21 protein-coding genes are annotated in these 23991 nt (G+C 57.1%); 12 read left to right on the top strand and 9 right to left on the bottom strand.

What is annotated here, in order from left to right:
• The first annotated feature begins 110 nt into the window (after positions 1-110).
• On the top strand, positions 111-2147 hold the full coding sequence (gene rep / locus ACFOSS_RS08725; protein WP_377151923.1) for a DNA helicase Rep: 2037 nt from the start codon (positions 111-113) through the stop codon (positions 2145-2147).
• Between the two features lie 36 nt (positions 2148-2183).
• Here the strand turns inward: rep and ACFOSS_RS08720 are convergent, their stop codons facing one another.
• The 3 genes from ACFOSS_RS08720 to ACFOSS_RS08710 all read right to left on the bottom strand — a co-directional run bounded on the left by ACFOSS_RS08720 (position 2184) and on the right by ACFOSS_RS08710 (position 6085).
• Positions 2184-4481 (bottom strand): putative bifunctional diguanylate cyclase/phosphodiesterase, encoded by a 2298-nt coding sequence (locus tag ACFOSS_RS08720; protein WP_377151922.1) that lies wholly within the window; start codon positions 4479-4481, stop codon positions 2184-2186.
• A gap of 111 nt (positions 4482-4592) precedes the next feature.
• A complete protein-coding gene (locus ACFOSS_RS08715; RefSeq protein ID WP_377151921.1) occupies positions 4593-5405 on the bottom strand; it encodes an undecaprenyl-diphosphate phosphatase in 813 nt (270 codons plus the stop codon).
• Positions 5406-5551: 146 nt separating this feature from the next.
• Positions 5552-6085 (bottom strand): hypothetical protein, encoded by a 534-nt coding sequence (locus ACFOSS_RS08710; protein ID WP_377151920.1) that lies wholly within the window; start codon positions 6083-6085, stop codon positions 5552-5554.
• 175 nt (positions 6086-6260) lie between these two features.
• Here ACFOSS_RS08710 and recQ point away from each other — a divergent pair, with 175 nt between their 5' ends.
• Both recQ and ubiK read left to right on the top strand, forming a co-directional pair.
• The gene (gene recQ / locus ACFOSS_RS08705; RefSeq protein WP_377151919.1) at positions 6261-8129 is read left to right on the top strand and encodes an ATP-dependent DNA helicase RecQ; all 1869 of its coding nucleotides are present in this window, start codon (positions 6261-6263) and stop codon (positions 8127-8129) included.
• Positions 8130-8198: 69 nt separating this feature from the next.
• Positions 8199-8462, top strand: a complete 264-nt coding sequence (gene ubiK / locus ACFOSS_RS08700) for a ubiquinone biosynthesis accessory factor UbiK (protein ID WP_377151918.1) — start codon at positions 8199-8201, stop codon at positions 8460-8462.
• Between the two features lie 38 nt (positions 8463-8500).
• On the opposite strand, the gene fre is transcribed toward ubiK, so the two are convergent.
• Genes fre through ACFOSS_RS08680 form a run of 4 tightly spaced genes read right to left on the bottom strand, consistent with a single transcriptional unit; the run spans position 8501 to position 11755 of the window.
• The gene (gene fre, locus ACFOSS_RS08695; RefSeq protein ID WP_377151917.1) at positions 8501-9196 is read right to left on the bottom strand and encodes an NAD(P)H-flavin reductase; all 696 of its coding nucleotides are present in this window, start codon (positions 9194-9196) and stop codon (positions 8501-8503) included.
• 26 nt (positions 9197-9222) lie between these two features.
• Positions 9223-10692, bottom strand: coding sequence for a 4-hydroxy-3-polyprenylbenzoate decarboxylase (ubiD, locus tag ACFOSS_RS08690; RefSeq protein ID WP_377151916.1), 1470 nt, complete (start codon positions 10690-10692; stop codon positions 9223-9225).
• A gap of 42 nt (positions 10693-10734) precedes the next feature.
• Positions 10735-11115: an MmcQ/YjbR family DNA-binding protein gene (locus ACFOSS_RS08685; RefSeq protein ID WP_377151915.1), complete on the bottom strand. Its 381-nt coding sequence runs from the start codon at positions 11113-11115 to the stop codon at positions 10735-10737.
• 13 nt (positions 11116-11128) lie between these two features.
• Entirely contained in the window at positions 11129-11755 is a 627-nt protein-coding gene (locus ACFOSS_RS08680) for a hypothetical protein (RefSeq protein WP_377151914.1), read from the bottom strand.
• 183 nt (positions 11756-11938) lie between these two features.
• Between ACFOSS_RS08680 and ACFOSS_RS08675 the strand changes: the two genes are divergently transcribed.
• Positions 11939-12937 (top strand): D-alanine--D-alanine ligase, encoded by a 999-nt coding sequence (locus ACFOSS_RS08675; RefSeq protein WP_377151913.1) that lies wholly within the window; start codon positions 11939-11941, stop codon positions 12935-12937.
• Positions 12938-13006: 69 nt separating this feature from the next.
• Here the strand turns inward: ACFOSS_RS08675 and rho are convergent, their stop codons facing one another.
• The gene (gene rho / locus ACFOSS_RS08670; protein WP_377151912.1) at positions 13007-14272 is read right to left on the bottom strand and encodes a transcription termination factor Rho; all 1266 of its coding nucleotides are present in this window, start codon (positions 14270-14272) and stop codon (positions 13007-13009) included.
• A gap of 204 nt (positions 14273-14476) precedes the next feature.
• Entirely contained in the window at positions 14477-14803 is a 327-nt protein-coding gene (gene trxA / locus ACFOSS_RS08665) for a thioredoxin TrxA (protein WP_377151911.1), read from the bottom strand.
• A 131-nt stretch (positions 14804-14934) separates the two neighbouring features.
• Between trxA and rhlB the strand changes: the two genes are divergently transcribed.
• The 8 genes from rhlB (at position 14935) to ACFOSS_RS08625 (ending at position 23985) form a co-directional block, all read left to right on the top strand.
• On the top strand, positions 14935-16215 hold the full coding sequence (rhlB, locus tag ACFOSS_RS08660; protein WP_377151910.1) for an ATP-dependent RNA helicase RhlB: 1281 nt from the start codon (positions 14935-14937) through the stop codon (positions 16213-16215).
• A gap of 13 nt (positions 16216-16228) precedes the next feature.
• Positions 16229-17728 carry a guanosine-5'-triphosphate,3'-diphosphate diphosphatase gene (gene gppA / locus ACFOSS_RS08655; protein ID WP_377151909.1) on the top strand — a complete coding sequence of 500 codons (1500 nt, stop codon included), beginning with the start codon at positions 16229-16231 and terminating at the stop codon, positions 17726-17728.
• A gap of 498 nt (positions 17729-18226) precedes the next feature.
• The gene (locus ACFOSS_RS08650) at positions 18227-18646 is read left to right on the top strand and encodes a PEP-CTERM sorting domain-containing protein (protein WP_377151908.1); all 420 of its coding nucleotides are present in this window, start codon (positions 18227-18229) and stop codon (positions 18644-18646) included.
• A gap of 213 nt (positions 18647-18859) precedes the next feature.
• Positions 18860-19378, top strand: a complete 519-nt coding sequence (locus ACFOSS_RS08645; RefSeq protein WP_377151907.1) for a PEP-CTERM sorting domain-containing protein — start codon at positions 18860-18862, stop codon at positions 19376-19378.
• Between the two features lie 164 nt (positions 19379-19542).
• Positions 19543-20724 carry a hypothetical protein gene (locus ACFOSS_RS08640; RefSeq protein ID WP_377151906.1) on the top strand — a complete coding sequence of 394 codons (1182 nt, stop codon included), beginning with the start codon at positions 19543-19545 and terminating at the stop codon, positions 20722-20724.
• Positions 20725-20733: 9 nt separating this feature from the next.
• Complete coding sequence (locus tag ACFOSS_RS08635) at positions 20734-22245, top strand: undecaprenyl-phosphate glucose phosphotransferase (protein ID WP_377151905.1); 1512 nt, start codon at positions 20734-20736, stop codon at positions 22243-22245.
• A gap of 40 nt (positions 22246-22285) precedes the next feature.
• Complete coding sequence (locus ACFOSS_RS08630; RefSeq protein ID WP_377151904.1) at positions 22286-23194, top strand: EpsD family peptidyl-prolyl cis-trans isomerase; 909 nt, start codon at positions 22286-22288, stop codon at positions 23192-23194.
• Entirely contained in the window at positions 23191-23985 is a 795-nt protein-coding gene (locus ACFOSS_RS08625; RefSeq protein WP_377151903.1) for an SLBB domain-containing protein, read from the top strand. The genes ACFOSS_RS08630 and ACFOSS_RS08625 overlap by 4 nt, the downstream gene beginning before the upstream one ends.
• Positions 23986-23991: the final 6 nt, after the last annotated feature.

Genomic DNA, 23991 nt, shown 5'->3' with positions numbered 1-23991 from the left:
TCGGTCGCCATGGTGAGAGATTGACCCTCTTTACATGACCTTACCCAAGGCGCTTACGGCAGGACTTTTTGCTACAATCATCAGCCGTTTTATTCAGTGAGGAGTGGGTGATGAAAATGAACACGCGACAGCAGCAGGCGGTGGAGTTTGTCTCCGGGCCCTGTCTGGTGCTGGCCGGTGCCGGATCCGGCAAAACGCGGGTCATCACCACCAAGATTGCCTACCTGATCCAGCGCTGCGGCTATGCGGCGCGCAACATCTGCGCCGTCACCTTCACCAACAAGGCGGCACGAGAGATGAAGGAGCGGGTAGCGCAGACGCTGGATCGCAAGCTGCTAAAAGGGCTGATCGTTTCCACATTCCACTCGCTCGGGCTCGACATCATCCGCAAGGAGCATCAGGCGCTGCGCCTGAAGGCCAACTTCTCATTGTTTGACGACCAGGACCAGATGGCGCTGCTCAAGGAGCTGACCGAGACCGAACTGCAGGGCGACAAGGAGCAACTCGGCCGCCTGCTGAACGCCATCTCCAACTGGAAGAATGATCTGGTACTGCCCGGGGTTGCGCTGAAGCGGGCTCGGGATAGCGAAGAGCAGCAGCTGGCGTTGCTGTATGAGCGCTACCAGCGCCAGATGACGGCGTACAATGCACTGGACTTTGACGACCTGATCCTGATGCCGACACTGTTGCTGAAGACCAACGCCGAAGTGCGTGAGCGCTGGCAGCAGAAGATCCAGTACCTGCTGGTCGACGAATATCAGGACACCAATACCAGCCAGTACGAGCTGGTGAAGCTGCTGGTCGGCCAGCGCGCCCGCTTCACCGTGGTGGGGGACGACGACCAGTCAATCTATTCGTGGCGCGGCGCGCGGCCGCAGAACCTGGTGCTGTTGCAGCAGGATTTCCCGAGCCTGAATGTGATCAAGCTGGAGCAGAACTACCGCTCCAAGGGGCGCATCCTCAAGTGTGCCAACATCCTGATCGCCAACAACCCGCACGTCTTCGACAAGCAGCTGTTCTCGGAGCTCGACTATGGTCAGCCGGTGCGGGTGCTGGCGGCGCGCAACGAAGAGCACGAGGCCGAGCGTGTCGCTGCGGAAATCATGGGTCACCGCTTCATGAACCGCAGTCGCTGGGCCGACTATGCGGTGTTGTATCGGGGTAACCACCAGTCGCGGCTGCTGGAGAAGGTGCTGATGCAGAACCGCATCCCCTATCGCCTGAGCGGGGGCACCTCGTTTTTCGCCCGCAGCGAAATCAAGGACATCATGGCCTACCTGCGCCTGCTGGTGAATCCGGATGACGATAACGCCTTCTTGCGGGTGGTCAACCTGCCACGCCGCGAGATCGGCCCGACCACGCTGGAAAAACTCGGCCACTACGCGAACGAGCGCGGCAAGAGCCTGTTTGCCGCCAGTTTCGAGCTCGGTCTGGAGCAGGTACTGCATGGCCGTGGCCTGGCGGCGCTGCGCCACTTCTGCGACTGGCTGGTGCGCCTCGGCGATCAGGCGGTACGTGGCAACACCATCGAGACGGTGCGCGATCTGATCCGCGACATTCATTACGAGGAGTGGCTGTACGAAACCTCGCCCAGCCCGAAGGCCGCCGAGATGCGGATGCAGAACGTTTCGACCCTCTACCGCTGGGTCACCACCATGCTGGAGGGGGATCCGGCCGAAGGCACTGAGCCGATGACGCTGAACGAAGTGGTCAGCCGGTTGACGTTGCGCGACATGCTGGAACGCAATGAAGAGGAGGCTGAGCTCGATCAGGTGCAGCTGATGACGCTGCACGCCTCCAAGGGGCTGGAGTTTCCATACGTGTTTCTGATCGGCATGGAAGAGGGGCTGCTGCCCCACCAGAGCAGCATCGACGAGGACAATGTCGATGAGGAGCGGCGGCTGGCCTATGTCGGCATCACCCGCGCCCAGAGCGAACTGACGTTTATCCTGTGCAAAGAGCGACGTCAGTTCGGCGAATCGGTGCGTCCGGAGCCGAGCCGCTTTCTGCTGGAGCTACCGCAGCACGATCTGGAGTGGGAAGGGGATAAACGCGAGGTGAGCGCCGAACAGCGGCAGCAAAAAGCCCAGGTCGGTATTGCCAATCTGCGCGCGCTGTTGCGCGACAAGGGGGGTGAGGGTCATTAGCCGCAATGGCTATCACGGCTATCACGGCTATCACGGCTATGTCGGTTTGGGTTCGCTCCGGGATGGTAAGATGCTGAGCAGGGCGTCAGCCGGCATGGGGGCAGAGAAAAAGTGGCCTTGTGCCAGATCACAGCCCAGCTCCATCAACTTCTGATACTGAATCCTGTCCTCCACGCCCTCGGCGACGACCTGCATGCCGAGGTCATGGCTGATGTCGCGGATAGCTCGCACCAGGGAGCGATCGCGCTGCGATTTCAACAGGCGGTGGGTGAAACTGTCATCCACCTTGATGAAGTCGACCGGGTAGTGGAACAGCGAATTCAATGAACCAAAACCGGTGCCGAAGTCATCCACGGCGATGCCGACGCCCTTGGCTCTGAGCTCATGCAGCAGCGTCAGTGTCTGGTTATCTCGTCGCATCAGATCGCGCTCTTTGAATTCGAAAATAAACAGTTTGGCGGAAACATCCGCCTGCTGGATGATCTCTATCAGCTCGAGGATGTGTTTGCGGTCGATCAGGTGTCGCCCGGAGAGGTTCAGGCTTAATCGCAAGCTATGCTCGCGCATCAGTGGCAGATAGAGCCCAGTGAGCAGGCCGCAGGCATGGCGCAGCATGGTCCTGTCGATTTCGAGAATCAGGTCACTCTGTTCAGCCAGCGGAATAAAACCCATCGCATCCTGCACTTCTCCACTGCTATCCAGCAGACGGGCTACCAGTTCAATGTGATTGATGCGTCGGTCCTTCAAACGCATTACTGGCTGCACATAAGGCAGAATTCGTTTGTCCTGCAGGGCCTGTTGTAGCGATTGCTCTGGCGACAGGTGATCCGGTACATCACATAACTCCGAGTAGAATACCGCCTGATTCAAGCCACGTCGTTTGGCCTGGAAGGTGGCGATATCGGCCTGGCGCAGTAATTGGGCTGCCTCGTCAACGGTGGGGGAGGCTGTGGCCACGCCGAGGTTGGCATGGATCGTGACTTCATTGCCATCCAGCAGCAATGGCTGTTGTAACTGGTTCAGAATCCGGCTGATCACCGGCGTGATATGCTCGGCATGAGCACTGGCATCCAGCAACAGAATGAATTCATCGCCACTCAGGCGCGCCACCAAATCATTCTGCCGGATACAGATTTGCAGAATATGAGCGATGTGTTTAAGCAGCAGATCGCCCAGCTCATCGCCGTATTGCTCGTTGACCCGGCGCAGCGACACCAGATCAATCAACAGGACGGCGAAACCGTCTTCGGGATAGCGTTTGTAGTGTTTGAGGGCGTGATCGAGCCGATGCAGAAACAGGGTTCGATTGGCCAACTGGGTCAGAGGGTCCTTCTGGGCATCCAGTTGCAGTTCCCGCTCCAGCTCTTCTCGCTGTTTTAATTGTCGTTGCAGGCGCAGGTTGCTGCGTTGCAATTGCAGCAATCGCTGTTTGTCACTGCTGTCTTGCGGTGTCGATGTAGCCTTGGTGTGCTGTTTAAAATCACGTAGCTGATATAGCTCGGCCATCAGGCCCGCTTGTTCGGCCATGAACAGTAACAACTGCCGGTCTTCGGTGACTAACGGCTTGTTCAATGCCACGCTGAGGCTGCAGTAATACTGACGATTCATCAAGATGGGAAAGCTGTACCAGTGCAAACACTCCTCTTCGCGCTGCACAGCCTGAGGCTGGGCCAACTCATGCAACAGGCTCTCCGTCAGGTGCTTATTTTGCGGATACAGGGAGATCACCTGGCTCTCCCGGCGTTGCAATAGCATCACTTCCTGAGCGCCCATCCAGAAGCGTAAGGTAGAGTCGAATTGCGCAAAAAGCTGTCGTGCGGGCAGTGAACCACCAAGACGGAGTAACCGGGTGAAGCTCTCGATCTTTTCCTGCCAGAATGGAATCCGGTTGAGTAAGGGTGAGTTGGTGATTTCCAACAGGTGATTGGCTTGCAATAACGAAAAATGGCTGGCCACGACTTCCAGCAGGTGTTGCAGCAGGCCTTGATACTTGGGCTGGGTCTGGGCCAGGATGCCGCGCCAATCACCGTGTTCGATACGAGCCCAACCCCAGCCTTGCTGACGGGGGAGTTGCTCGCTGTGACATTCACTGAGTACCAGTTGCTCTGGGGCTGAACCGCTGAGGCCGGCCACCGATTTGAGCCGAGGTGCGTCGTCTTCGCAAAGCACCAGCGCCAGATACCGCAAGGGGGTACAGTCTTGCAGCAGTCGGCAGAGTGTCGCCAGCGCCTGTTCGTCCTCGGGATCGGGCAGTGGCAATGCCATCAACTGACGGCTGGTCGCCAGGGCCGCTCGCTCAAAGGGGAGATCTGCAGGGGGGGCAACAGGTGACATGGTGCGCTCCGGAACGGAAGTCTGCTTCAAGTGTAGACTCCGAACGTTACGCTGACATAAACGTCAGGGGCTGCCTGTGGCAGCCCCTGTATAACACTATGATGCGGTCGCTTACGCGGAGACTTGCAGGAACCCGCTGTAGGTGAGCGCCAGGATCACCAGTCCGGCGATGATGCGGTAGACGGCAAACCCGCGGAAACTGTTCTTGCTGACATAACGCAGCAGCCAGCCGATGGCGAGCAGGCTGACGACGAACGAGGTGATCAGCCCGATCGAGATGTTCAGCAGGCCATGTTCACCGACGCCATCGAGATCTTTCATCAACGAATAGAGGCTGGCGGCACCCAATGTCGGGATCGACAGGAAGAAGCTGAACCCGGTTGCGGTTGGACGGTTTAAGCCAACCAGCATGCCACCCATGATGGTTGATGCGCTGCGGCTGACACCAGGTATCAGGGAGCAGAGTTGAGCAATGCCGATAGCCAGTGCTTGACGAGGTGTGACATGCGCCAACTCGGTCGTCTGCTGAACGGGCTGCGGGCGACCTTCAATCCACCACATCACGATACCCCCGACAATCAAGCTGATCGCCACTGTCACACCATTAAACAGGTACTCGGTGATGTAACTGTGCAATGCCAGACCGACGAATGCCGCTGGCAGGAACGCCAGAATCACGCCCATCCAGAAGCGCTGGGCTTCCTTGTCGGAATGAATGTTGCTGGCCTGCTGCCACAATGTCTGGAAGTAGAACCACATGACCGCCAGAACACCGCCGAGTTGAATGACAATTTCGAACGTGTCACTGCCTTTGAAGCCAAGAATTTCTTGCGTCACGATCAGGTGGCCTGTGCTCGAAACGGGCAAAAATTCGGTAATGCCTTCGACAATACCCATGATGATACTGTTGATGATGTCACTCATGACGCGTCCTGGTTCTGGATGGAAACTGAAGGCATTATGCCAACGTCTGTGGCGTCAGCAAACAAAAAGCGTGCAGTTGATCACGGCAGCTGGCAATGAAAACGTTGCTCATCTGCTCTGGCAGCGACCTGATCCGAGAATGGGGACTAAATTTGCCACCGTCGGTGCTGGATCGCACGCAATGACAGATGGCAATCACTCATTTCCCTGCTCATGGTAGGTACATATTCCTGCAGCAACTGATCGACGCCCAGCACCAGCTTGTCACGTATTGAGACCAGGGGTTCTTTCCAGGCGTGTAGACAGGCGTGCTCAGGAATCAGCAGCTTGCTGTATTCGCTAAGCAATGGCTCGGGCCAGCGCTCAAGCACCAAGGCATGACAGTCGAGGTAGGCGAGTAGAGGACCGCGCACCTGCAGGAACTTGATGTCGGCAAGATCCCGCTGGCTGATGGTCAGTTCATTGATTTGACAAGTGTGCTGGCGCCCGGTGCCGAGATGCTGGAACAGGCCGCGTTGCCGGCACTCTATGATGCGATACCATGGCAAGGGTGAGGACGGCTCATACCCCTCCAGCTCACGCTGGAGCCAGAGTTTCAGCCCGGTGTCCAGCGCCGTCTGATGCAGACACCGCAGGCGCTCGATCAGGCCGCCACATTGCATCGTCGACAATCCACCCATAGCGCACTCCTCCTCACGTTAAGTATGGCGGTCTAGTCCGTTAGAGCGGCCGGGGACAATTGACGGTGGTCAAATTTTAGCCAAAAACTGACATCTTTTCCAATCATGGCCGAGGGCAAGGTTCACATCGAAACCCGATTCTCCTCAACCGCCAGCTGGTCTACAATGGCGATCTATGTTGCATACTGCCTCCGCTATCGTCTCCGGCTCTGCTCCCGGTCTTGCTGCCTCTGCACCCACACCGCTCCAGGTGTTACGGGAGGTGTTTGGCTATCAAGAGTTTCGTCCCGGGCAGCAGCAGGTCGTGCAACAGGTGATCTCCGGCTGTGATGGCTTGGTCATCATGCCAACCGGCGGTGGCAAGTCGCTCTGCTATCAGATCCCTGCTCTGGTTAGACCCGGACTGGCGGTTATAGTTTCACCGCTGATTGCCTTAATGAAGGATCAGGTTGATTCATTGCGCGCCAACGGCGTTGCGGCTGCCGCGCTGCACTCTGCCTTGTCGCGGGAGGAGCAATTTGATTTGTATAGCGCACTGGCAAAGGGTGACCTCAAGCTGCTGTACGTGTCCCCCGAGCGCCTGTTGCTGCCTGATTTTCTCGAGCGCCTGGCAGACTGGCGCCTGTCGTTGGTTGCCATCGACGAGGCACACTGCATCTCGCAATGGGGACATGACTTCCGTCCCGAATATGCCCAGCTCGGTTGTCTAAAACAGCGGTTTCCGCAGATCCCCTTGGTGGCATTGACCGCGACGGCGGATGATGCGACGCGTCAGGACATATTGGCGCGTCTGGGGTTGCAGCAGCCATTCATTCATCTGGCGAGCTTTGATCGCCCGAACATCCGTTACAGTCTGATCGACAAATATAAGCCGAATGAGCAGTTGGTGAGCTATCTGGACCGCCAGCCAGGACAGTGCGGTATTGTCTACTGTACCAGCCGTAGCCGAACCGAAGAGGTGGCGCGCTTCCTGCGTGCGCGGAACATTCGCGCAGCCTGCTATCACGCCGGCTTACCGGCGGCAGAGCGTAATAGCGTGCAAGAGGCTTTTTTGCGCGATGATATCGACATTGTGGTGGCGACGGTGGCGTTCGGCATGGGTATCGACAAGCCAAATGTGCGTTTCGTCGTGCACTACGACTTGCCGAAAAACATCGAGTCCTACTATCAGGAGACAGGGCGAGCCGGCCGGGACGGCTTGTCGGCCGAGGCGTTGCTGCTCTATGACCCAGCGGACACCGAGCGTTTGCGCCGCATGCTGGACAGTGGTGAGCAGAACAACCCGGATCAGCTGCGAATCGAACAGTTCAAGTTAAACCTGATGGCTGCTTTTGCCGAGGCGCAAACGTGTCGCCGGCAAGTGCTGTTGAACTATTTCGGTGAGTATCAGAGCGAGCCTTGCGGCAATTGTGATATCTGCCTGGACCCGCCACGTACCTATGATGGCAGCGAGGACGCCCGCAAGGCCTTGTCCTGTGTCTATCGTGTTGGCCAGCGTTTTGGTATTGGCTATGTCATCGAGGTGTTGCGGGGGGCGCAGAATCAGCGGGTGCGTGAACAGGGACATGACAAGCTGTCGACCTTTGGCATTGGCAAGGATCGCAGCCATGAGCACTGGCTATCGGTGTTTCGCCAGTTGATTCATATGGGGCTTTTAACCCAGAACATTACTCGTCATCTGACGTTGCAACTGACCGAAGCGGCGCGCCCCGTGCTGCGAGGCGAACAAGCGTTGCAGTTGGCCGTGCCGCGGCTGGAGGTTATCTCGTCGCGCAAGGGACGCTCCCGAGAGCGGGAAGTGGGAGGTGATTATGACACCGCACTGTTCCGCGCGTTGCGCAAACTGCGCAAGCAGATTGCCGAGGAGGATGAGGTACCCCCTTATGTGGTGTTTAACGATGCCTCGCTAGTGGAGATGGCCCGTCACCAGCCGTGTGATGAAGATGAGTTGCTGGAGATTAACGGTGTCGGGCATCGCAAGCTGGAACGCTATGGTGAACAGTTCCTCGACTGCATTCGCGAGCATTGCCGCAGTGGCCGCTAGACGTGATCACCGCCGCTGGCGATGGGGCGCGGGCTCAGGCACAATGCGCTCAAAGCAAGGAGATCCCAGATGATAGATCCGAAGAAAATCGAAGAGATGGCACGCCAGGTTCACAATGCGCTGCCACCAGGGCTGCGTTCGTTAGGCGAAGAGGTCGACAAGAAGGTCAAACAAGTGCTGCAGTCCCAGCTGAACAAGCTGGATATGGTCAGCCGTGAAGAGTTTGATGTGCAGACCAAGGTGTTGCTGCGCACCCGCGAAAAACTCACGGCACTGGAAGAAAAACTGGCGCAGCTTGAGGCGCAGTTAGCACGCCAGCCATCAGATCAGTAACATGCTCGGGGCCGGATTAACGGCCCCGCCGCGTCAAGTCAGATGAACTGGTAGGCATCGCCAAACAACTGTTCATCGCTGACACCTCGCAGATGCAGGGACTGCCGGATCACGGCTGCCATTTCGAAGCGACCGGCCACATAGATATCGTACTGGTCCAGACTGGCGAAATCAGCCAATACGGCTTCGTGTACCATGCCCTGACTACCGCGCCACCCGGGCTCCGGGTACTGTACGACCGGGACATAATGCAGATGGGCATATTCGTCCGCCCAGGCCAAGACCTCTTGTCCCTCATAGAGCTGGCTCTCCTGGCGGACACCCCAATAGAGGTAAACCGGTCTGTTGAAGCCGGTGTCGATCAGGTATTGCAGTATTGAGCGTGCGTAGGAGTAGCCTGTGCCTCCGGCGATCAATAACACGGGGCGGCTGGATTCCTCGCGAAACCATGCTTTGCCCAGCGGAAGTTCAACGGTGAGTTGTCCCGTGGTCCGCAGCCGCTCCATCACCTCACCCGGGTAGGGGTTGCCCGGTGTCGCTCCAATTTGCAGTTCCAGCCCGGGACGCGTAGGGGAGTTGGCGATGCTAAAGGGGCGTTTGTCTTTTTCGCCCATCACCACCTGCAGATACTGTCCGGGACGGAATGTGACGGCTTGTTCCGGCGTCAGTTGGATGTGCCAGATGTGTTCGGCACACTCCTGCATGGCTGTCAGGTGGCATTCGATACGTTGCATGTAGAGTCCTCAAGGGGCATCAGCCCTTAGTCAAATATTCCAAGCGAGTCCCATATTTCGTCAACCCGCTGTTTGACACTATCGCTCATTACTATGGGGTGTCCCCATTCGCGCTGGGTTTCGCCAGGCCATTTGTTGGTGGCATCCAATCCCATTTTAGAACCCAGACCGGAGATGGGGGAGGCAAAGTCCAGATAGTCGATCGGCGTCTGTTCAATCAGGGTGGTATCCCGTGCCGGATCCATGCGTGTCGTGATGGCCCAGATCACGTCCTGCCAGTTTCGGGCGTCGATGTCGTCATCGCAGACGATGACAAACTTGGTATACATAAATTGACGCAGGAAGCTCCAGACGCCAAACATCACCCGTTTGGCATGACCGGGGTAGCGCTTGCGAATCGTGACCACGGCCATCCGGTAAGAACAACCTTCCGGTGGCAGATAAAAATCGACGATCTCCGGAAACTGCTTTTGCAGCAACGGGACAAACACCTCATTCAACGCCACACCCAGCATTGCCGGTTCATCGGGCGGACGACCGGTATAAGTCGAGTGGTAGATGGCATCACGGCGCATCGTCATCTTCGTCACCGTGAAGACCGGGAACTCGTCGACCTCGTTGTAGTAACCGGTGTGATCGCCATAGGGTCCTTCCGGTGCCGTTTCACCGGGCTGAATATAACCTTCCAGCACAATCTCGGCGCTGGCCGGTATCTCGAGATCACAGCTCAGCGCCGAGACAACCTCGGTGCGACTGCCGCGCAGCAGACCGGCAAACGCATACTCTGACAGGGTATCCGGAACAGGTGTGACAGCACCAAGCACTGTGGCCGGATCCGCCCCGATAGCGACGACGACCGGAAACGGTTGCCCAGGATGCAGCTCCTGAAACTCGCGATAGTCGAGGGCGCCACCTCTGTGGTCAAGCCAGCGCATGATGAGCTTATTGCGGCCGAGTAACTGCTGACGATAGATGCCCAGATTCTGGCGCTTCTTGTAGGGACCGCGGGTAATCGTCAATCCCCAGGTGACCAGCGGCGCGATATCGCCTGGCCAGCAGTGTTGAATGGGTAGACGGGTGAGATCCACGTCGTCACCACTGAGTACGATTTCCTGACAGGGGGCCTTGCTGACCTGCTTGACCGGCATATTCAGTACCTGACGGAATACCGGAAGTTTGTCCATCAGGTCGCGTAACCCTTTCGGCGGCTCCGGCTCTTTGAGCATGGCCATCCATTCACCAACCTGGCGCAGGCAGGAGACATCCTGTTGCCCCATGCCCAGGGCGACACGCTGTGGTGTGCCGAACAGGTTAGCGAGCACCGGCATGCTGTGCCCCTTGGGGCGCTCGAACAACAGGGCCGGTCCCCCTGCGCGCAGAGTGCGGTCGGCAATCTCGGTCATCTCGAGATAGGGGTCGATTTCCATCGGGATGCGCTTGAGCTGACCCTGCTGCTCGAGCAGGGTGATGAAGTCTCGCAAATCCTTGTATTTCATATGGTTAACCCCTGTTTTCGATGCGTCATTATATGCCACTACTCACTGGGTTCGGCAATCTCGATCTCCAGCTCCCTGCAACGCCAGGCGTTTGGTTTTCGGTAGGCCGGCAACCACCTGCTGCCAGGAGTGGGCAATCATGTCGCTAATCAGCTGAGCATCAAGCGAATTGTCGAGGCGCACTGTGTTCCAATGCTGTTTGTTGAGATGGTACCCAGGCTGTACCGAGGGATAGAGTTCACGCCACAGCAAGGCTTGCTGGGGTTCCGCTTTCAGCGATAACCGTAATGGCTCCTCCTGCCAGGAGACTAACGCGAACATCTTGCCTGCGACTTTGAGGACCAGGATCTCCGGGCCAAACGGGTATGTCTCTTCAGCTCCCGGGTGGGCCAGCAGCATCGAGCGCAGCGCGCTAAGTTCCATGGTGATATCCCCGCTAAGGTTGGCCGGTCAGTTTCAGCATCATCTGTTCGAAGCCGCGGCGGAAACCGTCGCGGGTATTGTTGTCGACCTCGGCCCATTTTTCTGGCGGCAGGAAGGCGATTGTTTCACTCTGATAGGCATTCTTGCCAAGCAGGGCGACCCAGCGTGGGTTATACAGACGCCGGCTCTTGGCATCCCACTCCAGGACATGTCCCATGATGACCTTCAGCTCATCAAGGTGACCCAGGCCATAGCGGACTATGTTCGGGCCAAACTGGTTGCCCAACGTGGTGACGGCGGCGGCGACTGTCGGATCCAGTGACTTGTTAGCATCCGAACGGGCACGCAACTGGGCGGTGTAGTACCAGAACAGGGCGGGCGTCATCTCGCCTTGTCGATACAGCGTTTCGGCAAGTGCAAACAGCACGGGGGGCGCATAGGCACCCGGATCGGCTAGAACGGCCTCCAGGGTCTGGTTATTACCGTTAAGCAGTTGATCGACCTTGTCCTGTGTCGAGATCAGGCTCAGCTGGGCGTGTTCGCCGAGCGGCCGACTGGGTGGTTTTTTCTCCGGCTGATCTGAAACGGTGACACATCCGGCCAGGAGCAGGGTACAGAGCAGAAAAGTAAAACAGCGCATCTGCGATTCCATTGATGGAATTATCATGCGCCCAGCATAGGGAAAACCGGCAGCGGTCGCAAACGGTGCGCTTCGATGGTCAATAGACCGTATCGGCTCTTTCACCGCGCAAGGGGGGTTGATAGACTGCTGGTGTTTTCAATAAGCCGTATCCATCACGGCGGTTATGACAAGGAATAACTGATGAACAAGCTCCATGTGCTCCTGATGTGCGGCGGTGGCGGCAGCGAGCATGACATTTCCCTCCTGAGTGCCAATTTCCTCGAGCAGCAGCTGCAGGCGTTGCCAGGCATCGAGGTGACACGGATTGAACTTTTCCCGGATCACTGGCAAACCGCTGCTGGTGAGGCATGTCATCTGGGGTTGGATCGGCTACTGCATGTGGGTGATCGGCAGCAGTTAATTGATTATGTGGTGCCTTGTATTCACGGTTACCCGGGTGAGACGGGCGATATCCAATCGTTTCTCGAGTTGGCGGGTCTGCCGTATCTGGGCTGTGATGCAGAAGGCAGCAAGCTCTGCTTTAACAAAATCAGTACCAAACTGTGGCTGACTGCACTGGGCATCCCCAATACCCCGTATGTGTTTTTGTCTGCGGATGACAGTTCGGCTCACGCCGAGGCGCATCAGGCGATGCGACGCTGGGGAGCCGTGTTTGTCAAGGCGGCAAGCCAGGGCTCTTCAGTGGGCTGCTATAAGGTCAGCGAGCTGGCTGCGCTCTCCGATGCGATCCATCAGGCGTTTGGTTATTCAGAGCAGGTGCTGGTCGAGAAAGCGGTCAAACCGCGCGAGCTGGAGGTTGCCGTCTATCAGTACGGTGATGAGCTGGTTGCCACCCGGCCCGGTGAAATCTGTACTCCGGGTGATGTTTTCTATAGCTATGACGAGAAGTACAGCTCCGGCAGCCACTCTACCACGCGGCTGGATGTGACCGACCTGACCGACGGACAGATCGAGACGATTCGCTCGCTGGCACTGAAAGCCTTTACCCATCTGAAGCTGAAGGATTTGTCGCGCATCGACTTCTTTCTTACTGAAGAAGGTGAGATTTTGCTGAATGAAATCAATACCTTCCCAGGTATGACACCGATCTCCATGTTTCCGAAGATGTTGCAGCACCATGGGCATGACTTTGGTCAATTTCTGTTGCAACGGATCCGCTCCGCGGCAGCAACGACCTGATGGTGCACTGAAAATAAAAAAACCGGCCAGCTGGCCGGTTTTTTATTTCGGGAGGCAGTCCACCCGGGATTATTTCTGCTGACGTTTCATCGCTTCGAAGAACTCGTCGTTGGTCTTGGTCATCGACAGCTTGTCGATGAGGAATTCCATGGCTTCGATTTCGCCCATCGGATGGACAATCTTGCGCAGGATCCACATCTTCTGCAATTCGTCTTGCGGAGCCAGGAGCTCTTCGCGACGGGTACCGGAGCGGGTGATGTCGATAGCCGGGTACACTCGCTTCTCGGCAATCTTGCGAGACAGATGCAGCTCCATGTTACCCGTGCCCTTGAACTCTTCGTAGATGACTTCATCCATTTTTGAGCCAGTGTCGATCAGCGCAGTGGCAATGATGGTCAATGACCCGCCTTCTTCCACGTTACGGGCGGCGCCGAAGAAACGCTTCGGGCGGTGCAGGGCGTTGGCATCCACACCACCGGTCAATACCTTGCCGGATGACGGGATGACGGTGTTGTAGGCGCGCGCCAGGCGGGTGATGGAGTCCAGCAGGATGACGACATCCTTCTTGTGCTCGACCAGACGCTTGGCTTTTTCGATAACCATTTCAGCAACTTGCACGTGACGGGTTGCCGGTTCATCAAAGGTTGATGCGACGACTTCGCCCTTGACCATGCGCTGCATTTCGGTCACTTCTTCCGGACGTTCGTCGATCAGCAGAACGATCAATTCGCATTCGGGATGGTTGCTGGTGATGCTCTGGGCAATGTTTTGCAGCAGGATGGTCTTACCGGCCTTCGGCGGTGCGACAATCAAGCCACGCTGGCCCTTGCCGATTGGCGAAGCCAGATCCAGTACGCGAGCGGTAATGTCTTCGGTCGAACCGTTGCCACGCTCCAGACGCAGACGCTGGGTCGGGTGCAGTGGGGTCAGGTTTTCGAACAGGATCTTGTTGCGGGCGTTTTCCGGGCGGTCGTAGTTGACGGTGTCAACCTTGAGCAGCGCGAAGTAGCGCTCGCCTTCCTTTGGCGGACGAATCTTGCCGGAAATGGTATCGCCGGTACGCAGGTTGAAACGGCGCACCTGGCTGGGGGAGACGTAAATGTCATCCGGACCGGCCAGATAGGAGCTGTCAGCACTGCGCAGGAAGCCAAATCCATCCTGCAGGATTTCCAGTACGCCATCACCGAAGATATCTTCCCCACTCTTGGCATGAGCCTTGAGAATGGCAAAGATGATGTCCTTCTTGTGCAGACGGGCCAGGTTCTCGAGGCCCATTGATTCGCCGAGTTGAACCAGCTCGGAGACAGGGGTGTTCTTTAATTCGGTCAGATTCATGATTGATGGATGTGTATCTGGAAAGTGAGGCGGTTAGGGTCGCTGGATTGAGAATGCGTTCAACGGGGGAGCGCACGATATCAGCGCAGATGTTGTCGAAACGTTGTATAAGTTAGCACCAAATACTCAGAGCGTCCACGCCTGGTGATGGCATTAAATGAAAAAGAGCGCGAATGCGCTCTTTTAAAATTTGTTGTGAAGCGCTCAGATGTTGGCGTCCAGGAAATCTTTGAGCTGGCTCTTGGACAGGGCACCTACTTTGGTGGCTGCGACAGCACCATTCTTGAACAGCAACAGGGTCGGAATGCCGCGGATGCCATATTTCGGCGCCGTTTCGGCATTCTGGTCGATGTTCAACTTGGCGACAGTCAGTTTGCCTGCATATTCATCTGCTACTTCATCGAGAATCGGTGCGATCATCTTGCATGGGCCACACCATTCAGCCCAGAAGTCGACCAGTACAGGGCCCTGAGCCTTGAGCACGTCTGCTTCGAAGCTGGCATCGGTCAGTTGAACAATCTTGTCACTCATCTACCACTCCAGTCTGATGTTGATCATCTGTTGGGAAAAAGCACCAATAGATGTAAATAAAAGGCAAATAGTTGCCCTATTTGAAATGATCCTGTTTATTATTGCAAGTCCAACCTGATAACCTGTCTGCCATGAGCAAAACACACTTAACTGACCAAAAATTCGCCGAAATGGGCCTTGAACCCCAGGTTCTGGCCGGGCTGGAGGCCAAGGGCTTCCATTACTGTACGCCGATTCAGGCGCTGTCAATTCCGGTTCTGCTCGCAGGCAAGGATATCGCTGGCCAAGCTCAGACGGGTACCGGTAAGACCATCGCGTTTCTGGCGGGTACCTTCAATCATCTGCTGACGCACCCGGATAGCGAAGAGCGGCAAACCAAGCAGTTGCGTGCGCTGATTATGGCGCCCACTCGCGAGCTGGCGGTGCAAATCTACAACGATGCCGAGCCGATGGCTGAATCCACCGGATTGCGCATCGGGCTGGCCTATGGTGGCGACGGCTACGACAAGCAGCTGGCGGCTCTGGAGAAAGGGGTCGATGTTCTTATCGGCACCACAGGGCGAATCATCGATTATCTCAAGCAGGGCATCATCGATCTCTCCCGGATCCAGGTCGTTGTCCTGGACGAAGCCGATCGCATGTTTGACCTCGGCTTTATCAAGGACATCCGTTATCTGTTCCGACGCATGCCGGCACCGGCAAGACGCCAGAACATGCTGTTTTCTGCCACCTTGTCGTTGCGGGTGCAGGAGCTGGCGTATGAACACATGAGCCAGCCGGAACATGTGCAGGTCGAGCCCGAGCAAATGACTGGCCAGCGCATCAAGGAAGAGCTGTTCTACCCGTCCAATGACGACAAGATGCGCCTGTTGCTGACATTGATTGAAGAAGAGTGGCCGGAGAAGGCCATCGTTTTCGCCAATACCAAGCACAGCTGCGAAGAGGTGCATGCCTGGCTGGAGGCCGATGGCCATCGCGTCGGGTTGCTGACCGGTGACGTGCCGCAGAAGAAACGCCTGAAGATCCTGGATGACTTCACCAAGGGGCAGCTGGATATTCTGGTGGCAACCGATGTTGCGGCTCGAGGCTTGCATATTCCCGATGTCACCCATGTCTTCAACTATGACCTGCCGGACGATTGCGAGGACTATGTACACCGCATTGGACGAACCGGTCGCGCGGGTAAAAGCGGGCATTCGATCAGCTTTGCCTGTGAAGACTATGCGTTCAACCTGCCGGCAATCGAAGGTTATATTCGCCATCCGATCCCGGTTAGTAAATACGACCGTGAAGCGCTGCTGCAGGATGTGGCGGCACCGAAGCGAATCCATCGTCACCGTGCTGGTGTGAACCGTAATATGCGCGATCGGCAGCCTTCTGGCCAACGTCGTCGTGGACCGAAAAAAGCCTGACAGGAAGTCACTCGTGAATCAGTCACCGCTCTATGCCGCAATCGATCTGGGCTCCAACAGTTTCCACATGTTGGTTGTGCGTGAGGTGGCTGGTGCTATCCGTACTGTGGCCAAGGTCAAACGCAAGGTGCGTTTGGCTGCAGGCCTGGATGCGGATAACCACCTGAGCGACGAGGCGATGGCGCGTGGCTGGGATTGTTTGCGCCTGTTTGCCGAACAGCTGCAAGACGTTCCGAAGGAAAATACCCGTATCGTTGGTACGGCAACATTGCGCCTGGCGCGAAATGTGGAACGTTTCCTGACCGAAGCGGAGCGCATCCTTGGCCATCATGTCGAAGTGATCAGCGGTGAGGATGAGGCCAGAACCATCTACCAGGGGGTCTCCTGGACCTCCAGTGGCGAAGGCAAGCGGCTGGTGATCGATATTGGTGGTGCCAGTACCGAGCTGGTGATCGGTGAACAGAACGATGCCAAATTGCTCAATAGCTTGCATATGGGCTGTGTTACCTGGCTGAAGCGTTATTTTTCCGATGGCTTGCTCAGCGCGGCGAATTTCGATGCCGCCATCGCCGGTGCGCGCGAGGTGCTGGATGCCGTATGCCAGCAGTATGTGGCTCTCGGCTGGAGCACATGTGTCGGAGCTTCCGGCACGGTCCAGGCGCTGCAGGAAATCATGATGGCCCAGGGCCGCAGTGAGCGCGTGACGCTGAGCAAGCTCAATGAGCTAAGAGCGCAAGCGATACAGTGCGGCCGTCTCGACCAATTGGTGTTGCAGGGGTTGGCGCCGGAACGACTGACCGTCTTTCCATCCGGCCTGGCGATTCTGATTGCCATCTTCGAAGCCCTGCACATTGAGACCATGACGCTGGCCGGTGGCGCCCTGCGTGAAGGCATCATCTATGGCATGGTGGGTCGGAAGCGTGACTGTGACGCTCGTGAGCGTACCGCCGAGAGCCTGATCACCCGCTATCAACTGGATCGTGAACAGGCAGAACGCGTGCGCAATGCGGCGCTACAGGGCTTTGCCCAGTTGCAATTACCGTGGCATCTGAGCGAGCAGTATGGACGCCCCATGTTGCGTTGGGCCGCGATGCTGCACGAGCTGGGGCTGTGTATCGAATACAAGAAAGCCCCGCAACATGCCGCCTACATCATTGATAACATCGATATGCCTGGCTTTACCCAGGCTCAGAAGCAACTCTTATCGGCTCTGCTGTTCAATCAGCGCGACGAATTCAAGCTGGATGCGCTCGAACGGCAGAACGCGGTCTCCCAGGCGCAAGCCTGCCGCCTGGCCCGCCTGTTGCGTATCTCGATCATCCTCTGCATGCGGCGCACCGAGGGCACAGTCCCCGAGTTCCGGCTTGAGGCGGCGGGTGAGAATGATGATGGCCTGACTATCTGGTTACCTGCGGGTTGGCAGCAGGTGCATTACTTGCGTGCATCCGAGCTGCAGGACGAGGCTAAAAAACAGACCCTGATGGGCTGGCCAACGCGCGTTGTAGAGTCGTAATCCCCACAATTCTTGTGCTAACTCCTTGTCTGGTCTGACCTTTTTTGAAAAGGTTTGCGCCTTCTCCTTTTCTGCTTTTGTTATAAAGCTGTTGCGGAAATTATGCTTCCGCATTGATTTTGGTTCTGATAGAGTCTCGGCTCGTTGTTGATGCTGTGATGTAACGCACTGTGTGGATTCTTTTGGTGCGTTTGCCTCCTAAGTGTGCCCATGAAAAATGGCAGGATGCCGTCGCCAAATGGTCACATTGCTCGGTTAAATTTTCTCTGTACCCTGGCAATAGGGTGATGTACGTCACATCTTGTCCCGGACAGGTGACCTACGAGGTTTGGAGCGAAATTTCACCGATTTTGTTTCAAAAACGTTAGAAGAGGAACGGAACCTGCATTACTGCAGGTGCGAGTGCGGAATTTGAATTTCCGCATTCGAATTCCAACCTGAACAGTCGTCGTCAAGCGAGGGGTGTTCAGCGTGGCGAAGAACACGGAGGGTACAAGGATGAAATACTCAACTACGTTGCTGCGTAAAAAAATGCTGATGCTGTTGCTGCTGTCACTGTCGTCAGTTTGTCATGCGCAGACTTATGATGGCGTTGCGCTGAATGGCCATGGGTCAACGATCGCCTCCCTGATACAAGGCAGTCCGGCGACCACCTTGCCCGCGACACTGGCCGAACCTACCCACTTTTCTCCCTCTTTGAGCCTGCTGGGCTTCAGTGATCTGAGCTGGTTACCCATGGTGTCCGAGTTGTTGCCAACCTCGGTGACTGACTCGCCCGTTGCCCTGTTGCTGACGGATGCCACCGATTTGCCTGAACCAGGCCTGGTGGCGCTAGTTGCGCTGGGTCTGGTGGGTATCTCTGTCTCACGTCGCCGCTGGGGACGTCATGAGGTCTCTGCGGACATAGGCCGCTTTTGAGCGGCCTGATGTTAGCTAGACGAAACCGTTAATTTCAGTCCGGAACATCGCAGCCGTACGTGGTGTTCCGAAGTGTTGGCCGGGGTGGATGTTCCCATCCGCTCTTCTTTATCCCGGTGTGGCGTTCTTCTCTATTCGCCGTGCCATGGAACAGGTGAGTCAGCGCCTCTGATTCACGGCGCAGCAAGGATGGGCTGCGCTGAAGGAGTATGTATGTTGCGGATTAAATCTTGGGTGTTGGCGCTGCTGTTAGCGTGCGGGATCTGCCCGGCATTGTCTCACGCGGCGGTGATCGAGGCATCGGTGGAGCCCGATGCCTCGGGCGCCTATGTGGCCGACGGCACCTTGGGACAGAGCCTGGTTTTTACCTTCTTTAGTGGTAGCTATGCCCACCTGCTGGCCTGGCTGAATACCGACGTCGCCATTTCGACTGAGGGCACATTCACCAACTATCAGACGCAAGTGTTGCCCACCAGGCTGGTCGGATCGCTGGTCTACCTGCAGGCGTCGAGCAATAACGTGGCTGCCGTGGTGTTTACCCCTGAGAGCGGCTCTTTGGTCAGCGTGAAGCCGGGTTTTGTCTTTGACGGCGTGGAAGTTCTGATGCGGACCGTACTGCCCGTTCCCGAACCGGCTACCTATCTCTTGCTATTGGCTGGTGCCGGTCTGATGGGGTGGTTGATGCGCCGGCGTCGACTGGCTACACGGCAGGGGTTGCACGCCTGGTATTGAATAGCGCATGGCTCCTTGCATGCCAACGGGAGTCACGGTCTTGGGCGCTGAGTGTTGTGACGTAGCAGACATTACACAACCGGTTGGATAACCGGTTTAACCAAGGCCGGCACTGACCCAGGTGACAGTGGACAGTCGCCGGTTAACCAGAATACGGACGGACGGTGAACAGATATCAACGCAACAGAGATAGGACCCGGCATCTGTGGGTCTGCAGTTGTCTGCTGGTGGGGATGCCGGTACATGCGCGCTATGACGAGGCGGATCGGTTCTCGCTGCAGGCATCACTGGAGGCGTTGTACGACAGCAACTTGTTCCGCCTGGCTGACGATGAGTCGACCGCCGGCTTGGTGCGCGAGGATGTCATCACGACGCCGCGGCTTTCTACGCGTTACAACCAGGATTTTTCCCGTCAGAACCTGGCGTTGTCGGCGGCACTGTTTTCGCCGCGTTATATGAATAACCGCAGTATGGATTACAGCGGTTATCAATGGTCTGCGACCTGGAAAGGCGCCGCAGGATCGCTTTTGCGACCCGGAGCCAGTCTGAGTCAGAGTCACACCCTGGCGTCGTTTGACGATGTCGCTCAGGGCATCAAGGACATGGTGGATGAGCAAAACCTGATGGCCGGATTGCAACTCGGTGATGGGCACAGAGCCCGCATCATCGTGGATGTGGCGCGTCGGGATAGCGAGCATGATCGGCGGCCATCTCTGGACTTGGTGGAGCAGGGTTGGGATATGACCGCCGGCTGGCGGACAGCCCGGGGGACAGATTGGTCTCTGGTTTATCAGGACCGCTGGATCGCCTATGAGCAAGATTCGCTGCTGAGCCGGGATTATCGGCGGCGCAAGGTGTCAGCAGAATTGTCATGGCCGGTGACGGCGCAGCTGACGACCCGGTTGAGCAGTGGCTGGATTAATTGGCAATTTGAACTGGGCGATCAAAGCAGTACCGAGCGTTTTGGTCGCGCAGAGGTGCAGTGGCGGGCCAGTGACAAGCTGCGTTGGCTGGCATCGGCACAGCGGGATGCCGACGATGCCGGCAACAATGCGCGTGTCAGTGTCAGTAACAACTACCTGCTGCAGGCGGACTGGCAGATGACGCAGAAGGTGGCGAGCCAATTGAGCTGGACCCAGCGTCGTACCCAGTACGGTGTGGTGGAGAGCAGCTTGCTGCCGTCGCAGCATGATGTTACCGACAGTTACCGCCTGTCAGTGAATTGGACACCGTATTCGATGGTAGCCAGTGAGCTGTATGGCGTGGTGCAGAACAGAAGATCAAGCTCCAGTGCGTCTGCTTATAGCGATGAGCGCGTTGGACTTGACCTGACGGTCAAATATTGAGGAAGGGATATGCTCGAGATCACGACGGATAACGCCGTTCTGGGCGGTGAACAGATAACGGAAGCACAACCTGCTGCATCCGGTCCCGGCCGAATGGCGCATGAGTTGCCTTCCCAGACGATGGCCTCCTGGTTGGGCGAGCTAGAAAAAATCGCGCCTCTGACCACGCTTTTCAAGTCATTTCTCGACCCGATTCTGGTGGTGATAACACTGTACGCGCTGCACTTTGCCTTTGATGTCACCTTCGCCGGCATGGAGGTGCTGGTCGCGGTACTGGCCTTCTTGCTGACCATCGTCTTCATGGACGGAACCGTGTTGTTTATGCCTGGCAGTTTGCGTTCATGGCGCGGCTTGGGACGCTTCCTCGGTGGCTGGTTGTTTATCTGCATGGCGTTAGTGTTAACCGGCTATGTGTCCGGTCTGGCCAGCTATTTTTACCCCCCGTTTATCCTGAGCTGGTTCGTGGTTGCACCTGTGGCCCTGTTGGCCAGCCATGCCGTGGTGCGCGGCTGTCTGATGCTCGCCACCCGACGCAAGGGGCGCCGCAAGGTTGCGATCGTCGGCGCCAACCATGCCGGCACGGCGTTGCGGGACCGCATACTGGCTAACAGCTACCTGAATATGGAATTTGTCGGTTTCTTTGATGATCGTGAACTCAACCGCCTGGAAGGGGTCAGCGAGAGCGAGATGCTGTGCGGCCTGGCCGAGATGCCGGCCTACCTTGCCGAGCACGGTATTCACAAGGTCTATATTTCGTTGCCGATGTCCTCGCAGCCGCGGGTGATGAAGCTACTGGATGAGCTGCAGGACAGTACCAGCTCAATCTATTTTGTTCCGGATTTCTTCATATTCGATTTGATTCAGGCGCATGTTGATCACCTGGCGGGTGTGCCTGTGGTTTGCATCTGCGAATCGCCATTCCGTGGTTTGAAGGCGGTGATTAAGCGGGCCTCCGATGTCGTCTTTGCCAGCGCCATTCTCGCGCTGCTATGGCCGGTGATGCTGGTGACCGCGCTCGCCGTCAAGCTGACCTCCAAGGGGCCGGTGTTCTTCAAGCAGCGTCGTTATGGCGCCGATGGCGAGAGCATTCTGGTCTACAAATTCCGTTCGATGACGGTGATGGAGGATGGCGCCGTGGTGACGCAGGCCAAGAAGAACGACCAGCGCCTGACCCCGATAGGCGGCTTTCTGCGCAAAAGCTCGCTCGATGAGTTGCCTCAGCTGCTGAATGTGCTGGAGGGCACCATGAGCCTGGTTGGGCCGCGACCGCATGCCAATGCGCATAACGAGTATTACCGCAAACTGATTAAGGGTTACATGATTCGCCACAAGGTCCGTCCCGGTATCACTGGCTGGGCCCAGGTAAATGGTTGCCGTGGCGAAACCGACACCCTGGACAAGATGGAGCAACGTGTCCGCTATGACCTCGACTATCTGCGTCACTGGTCATTGCTGATGGACATCCGAATCATCTTCATGACCGCATTTCAGGTGTTGCGGCGCGAAGGCAATGCCTACTAGGCGTAAACAACATCAAATGACGAGAGACAAGAAGGTCATCATGGATAAGAGAACAGGGATGAGCGCGCGCGGATGGATTGGCCTGTGCCTGCCACTGGCATTGGCGTTGTCCGGTTGTGGTGAAGGGAAAGCCAGTGCACCGAGCCAGGTGCTGGCCAGGGTCAATGACAAGGAAATAACCGTTCTGCAGTTGAACTATGCGCTGGCGCAGAACGCGTCGCTGCCGGCAGCCCAGCAGCGCAGCAAGCAGGCCATTCTGGATGATCTGGTGCAGCAAGAGTTGCTGGTGCAGCTGGCCGAGGAGAAGAAACTGGATCGTAATCCGAACGTGCTGCAGGCCATGGAGTTTGCTCGCCGCCAGGTGCTGGCGCAGGCCGCGGCCAGTCAGGTGGCCTCGCAGGTTGGCGAGCCCTCCGCCGAGGAGATAGCGGCGTTTTATAAGCAGAATGCCCCCTTGTTTGCCGAGCGCAAACTGTTCCGCGTGGAGGCGTTCTTGCTGAATCTGGGCAAGGTGCCGCAGGAGGTGTTAGCCGACCTGAACGTCAGCCAGACGCCGCAGCAGACGATGGAGATCCTCAAGCGTCACCATATCGAGTATGCCAATACGCAGAACACGGCCCCGGCCGAAGTCTTTCCGCCGGACCTGATTCAGCAGATGAGCAAGATGAAAATCGGTGATATCGCCGCGGTGACGGAACGGGGCAAGGTGGTGCTGCTGCAGCTGCTGGAAATCCAGCCGTCACCCATTGCGTTGGCCCAGGCGCAAGAGTCGATTGCCAATCGATTGCGCGGCACGCGCATGCAACAGGCCGGTACCAGTACGCTGGCCGATTTGCGCAAGCAGGCCAAGGTCGAGATCCTGCAGGACTTCTCTGCCGAACAGGCCGCGCCGGCCAAGATCGACAAAGCCAACGAGCATCTTCTTTCTGGTCTGGAAGGATTGAAATGAGACAGATATTACTCGCCATGCTGCTCGCCGTGAGCAGCGCTGTGGCCGCCGCAGCCGAGGCCCCGGCAACGGGAAACATGACCCACTATCAGCTGGGTGCCGGAGACGTGGTGCGTGTCACCGTCTATGACCATACCGATCTGGCGCTGGAAGCCGAGATTGCCGCCGACGGTTCGCTGAATGTTCCGCTGGTGGGCGCTGTCGACGTGGCAGGGCTGACGTTCAAGCAGGCGGAGGAGCTGATCCGAAGTCGCTTTATCTCGGGCGGATTTCTCAAGGATCCGCACATTAACCTGCTGATTACTCAATATCGCAGCCAGTTGGTGTCGGTGTTAGGCGAGGTGAACCAGCCGGGCCGATATCCGTTGAGTGGCGATACCTCACTGGTGGCGGTGCTCGCCTCGGCAGGAGGGATTTCCGCCAATGGGGGCACTCAGGTCACGCTGATCCGCGATGGCCAAAGCCAGGAGTACGACCTGGCCAATCTCGGGCAGGGTGGGCAGGCGATCAATCAGGTGGTGGTACACCCCGGAGATCGGGTGTTTGTCCCGCGGCAGAAGATGATTTATGTGTACGGTGAAGTCTTGCGACCGGGCAGTTACCCGCTCACCGAGAAGATGACGGTGATGAAGGCAATCGCCGTGGCCGGCGGATTTAATGGCAAGGCCGATAAGGATGACATAGCGCTGCAGCGTCCGTCCGCCAAGGGTGGGGTCGAGGATCAGGAGGTTGATTTGGCGACCCTGTTGCAGCCCGAGGATGTCGTGTATGTCAACGAGAGCCTGTTCTAGGAGGGT

This window comes from Pseudaeromonas sharmana, assembly GCF_042649925.1.
GTDB lineage: Bacteria > Pseudomonadota > Gammaproteobacteria > Enterobacterales > Aeromonadaceae > Pseudaeromonas > Pseudaeromonas sharmana.
Note: the sequence above shows the minus strand (reverse complement) of the source record. Positions and strands in the feature narration are given on the sequence as shown.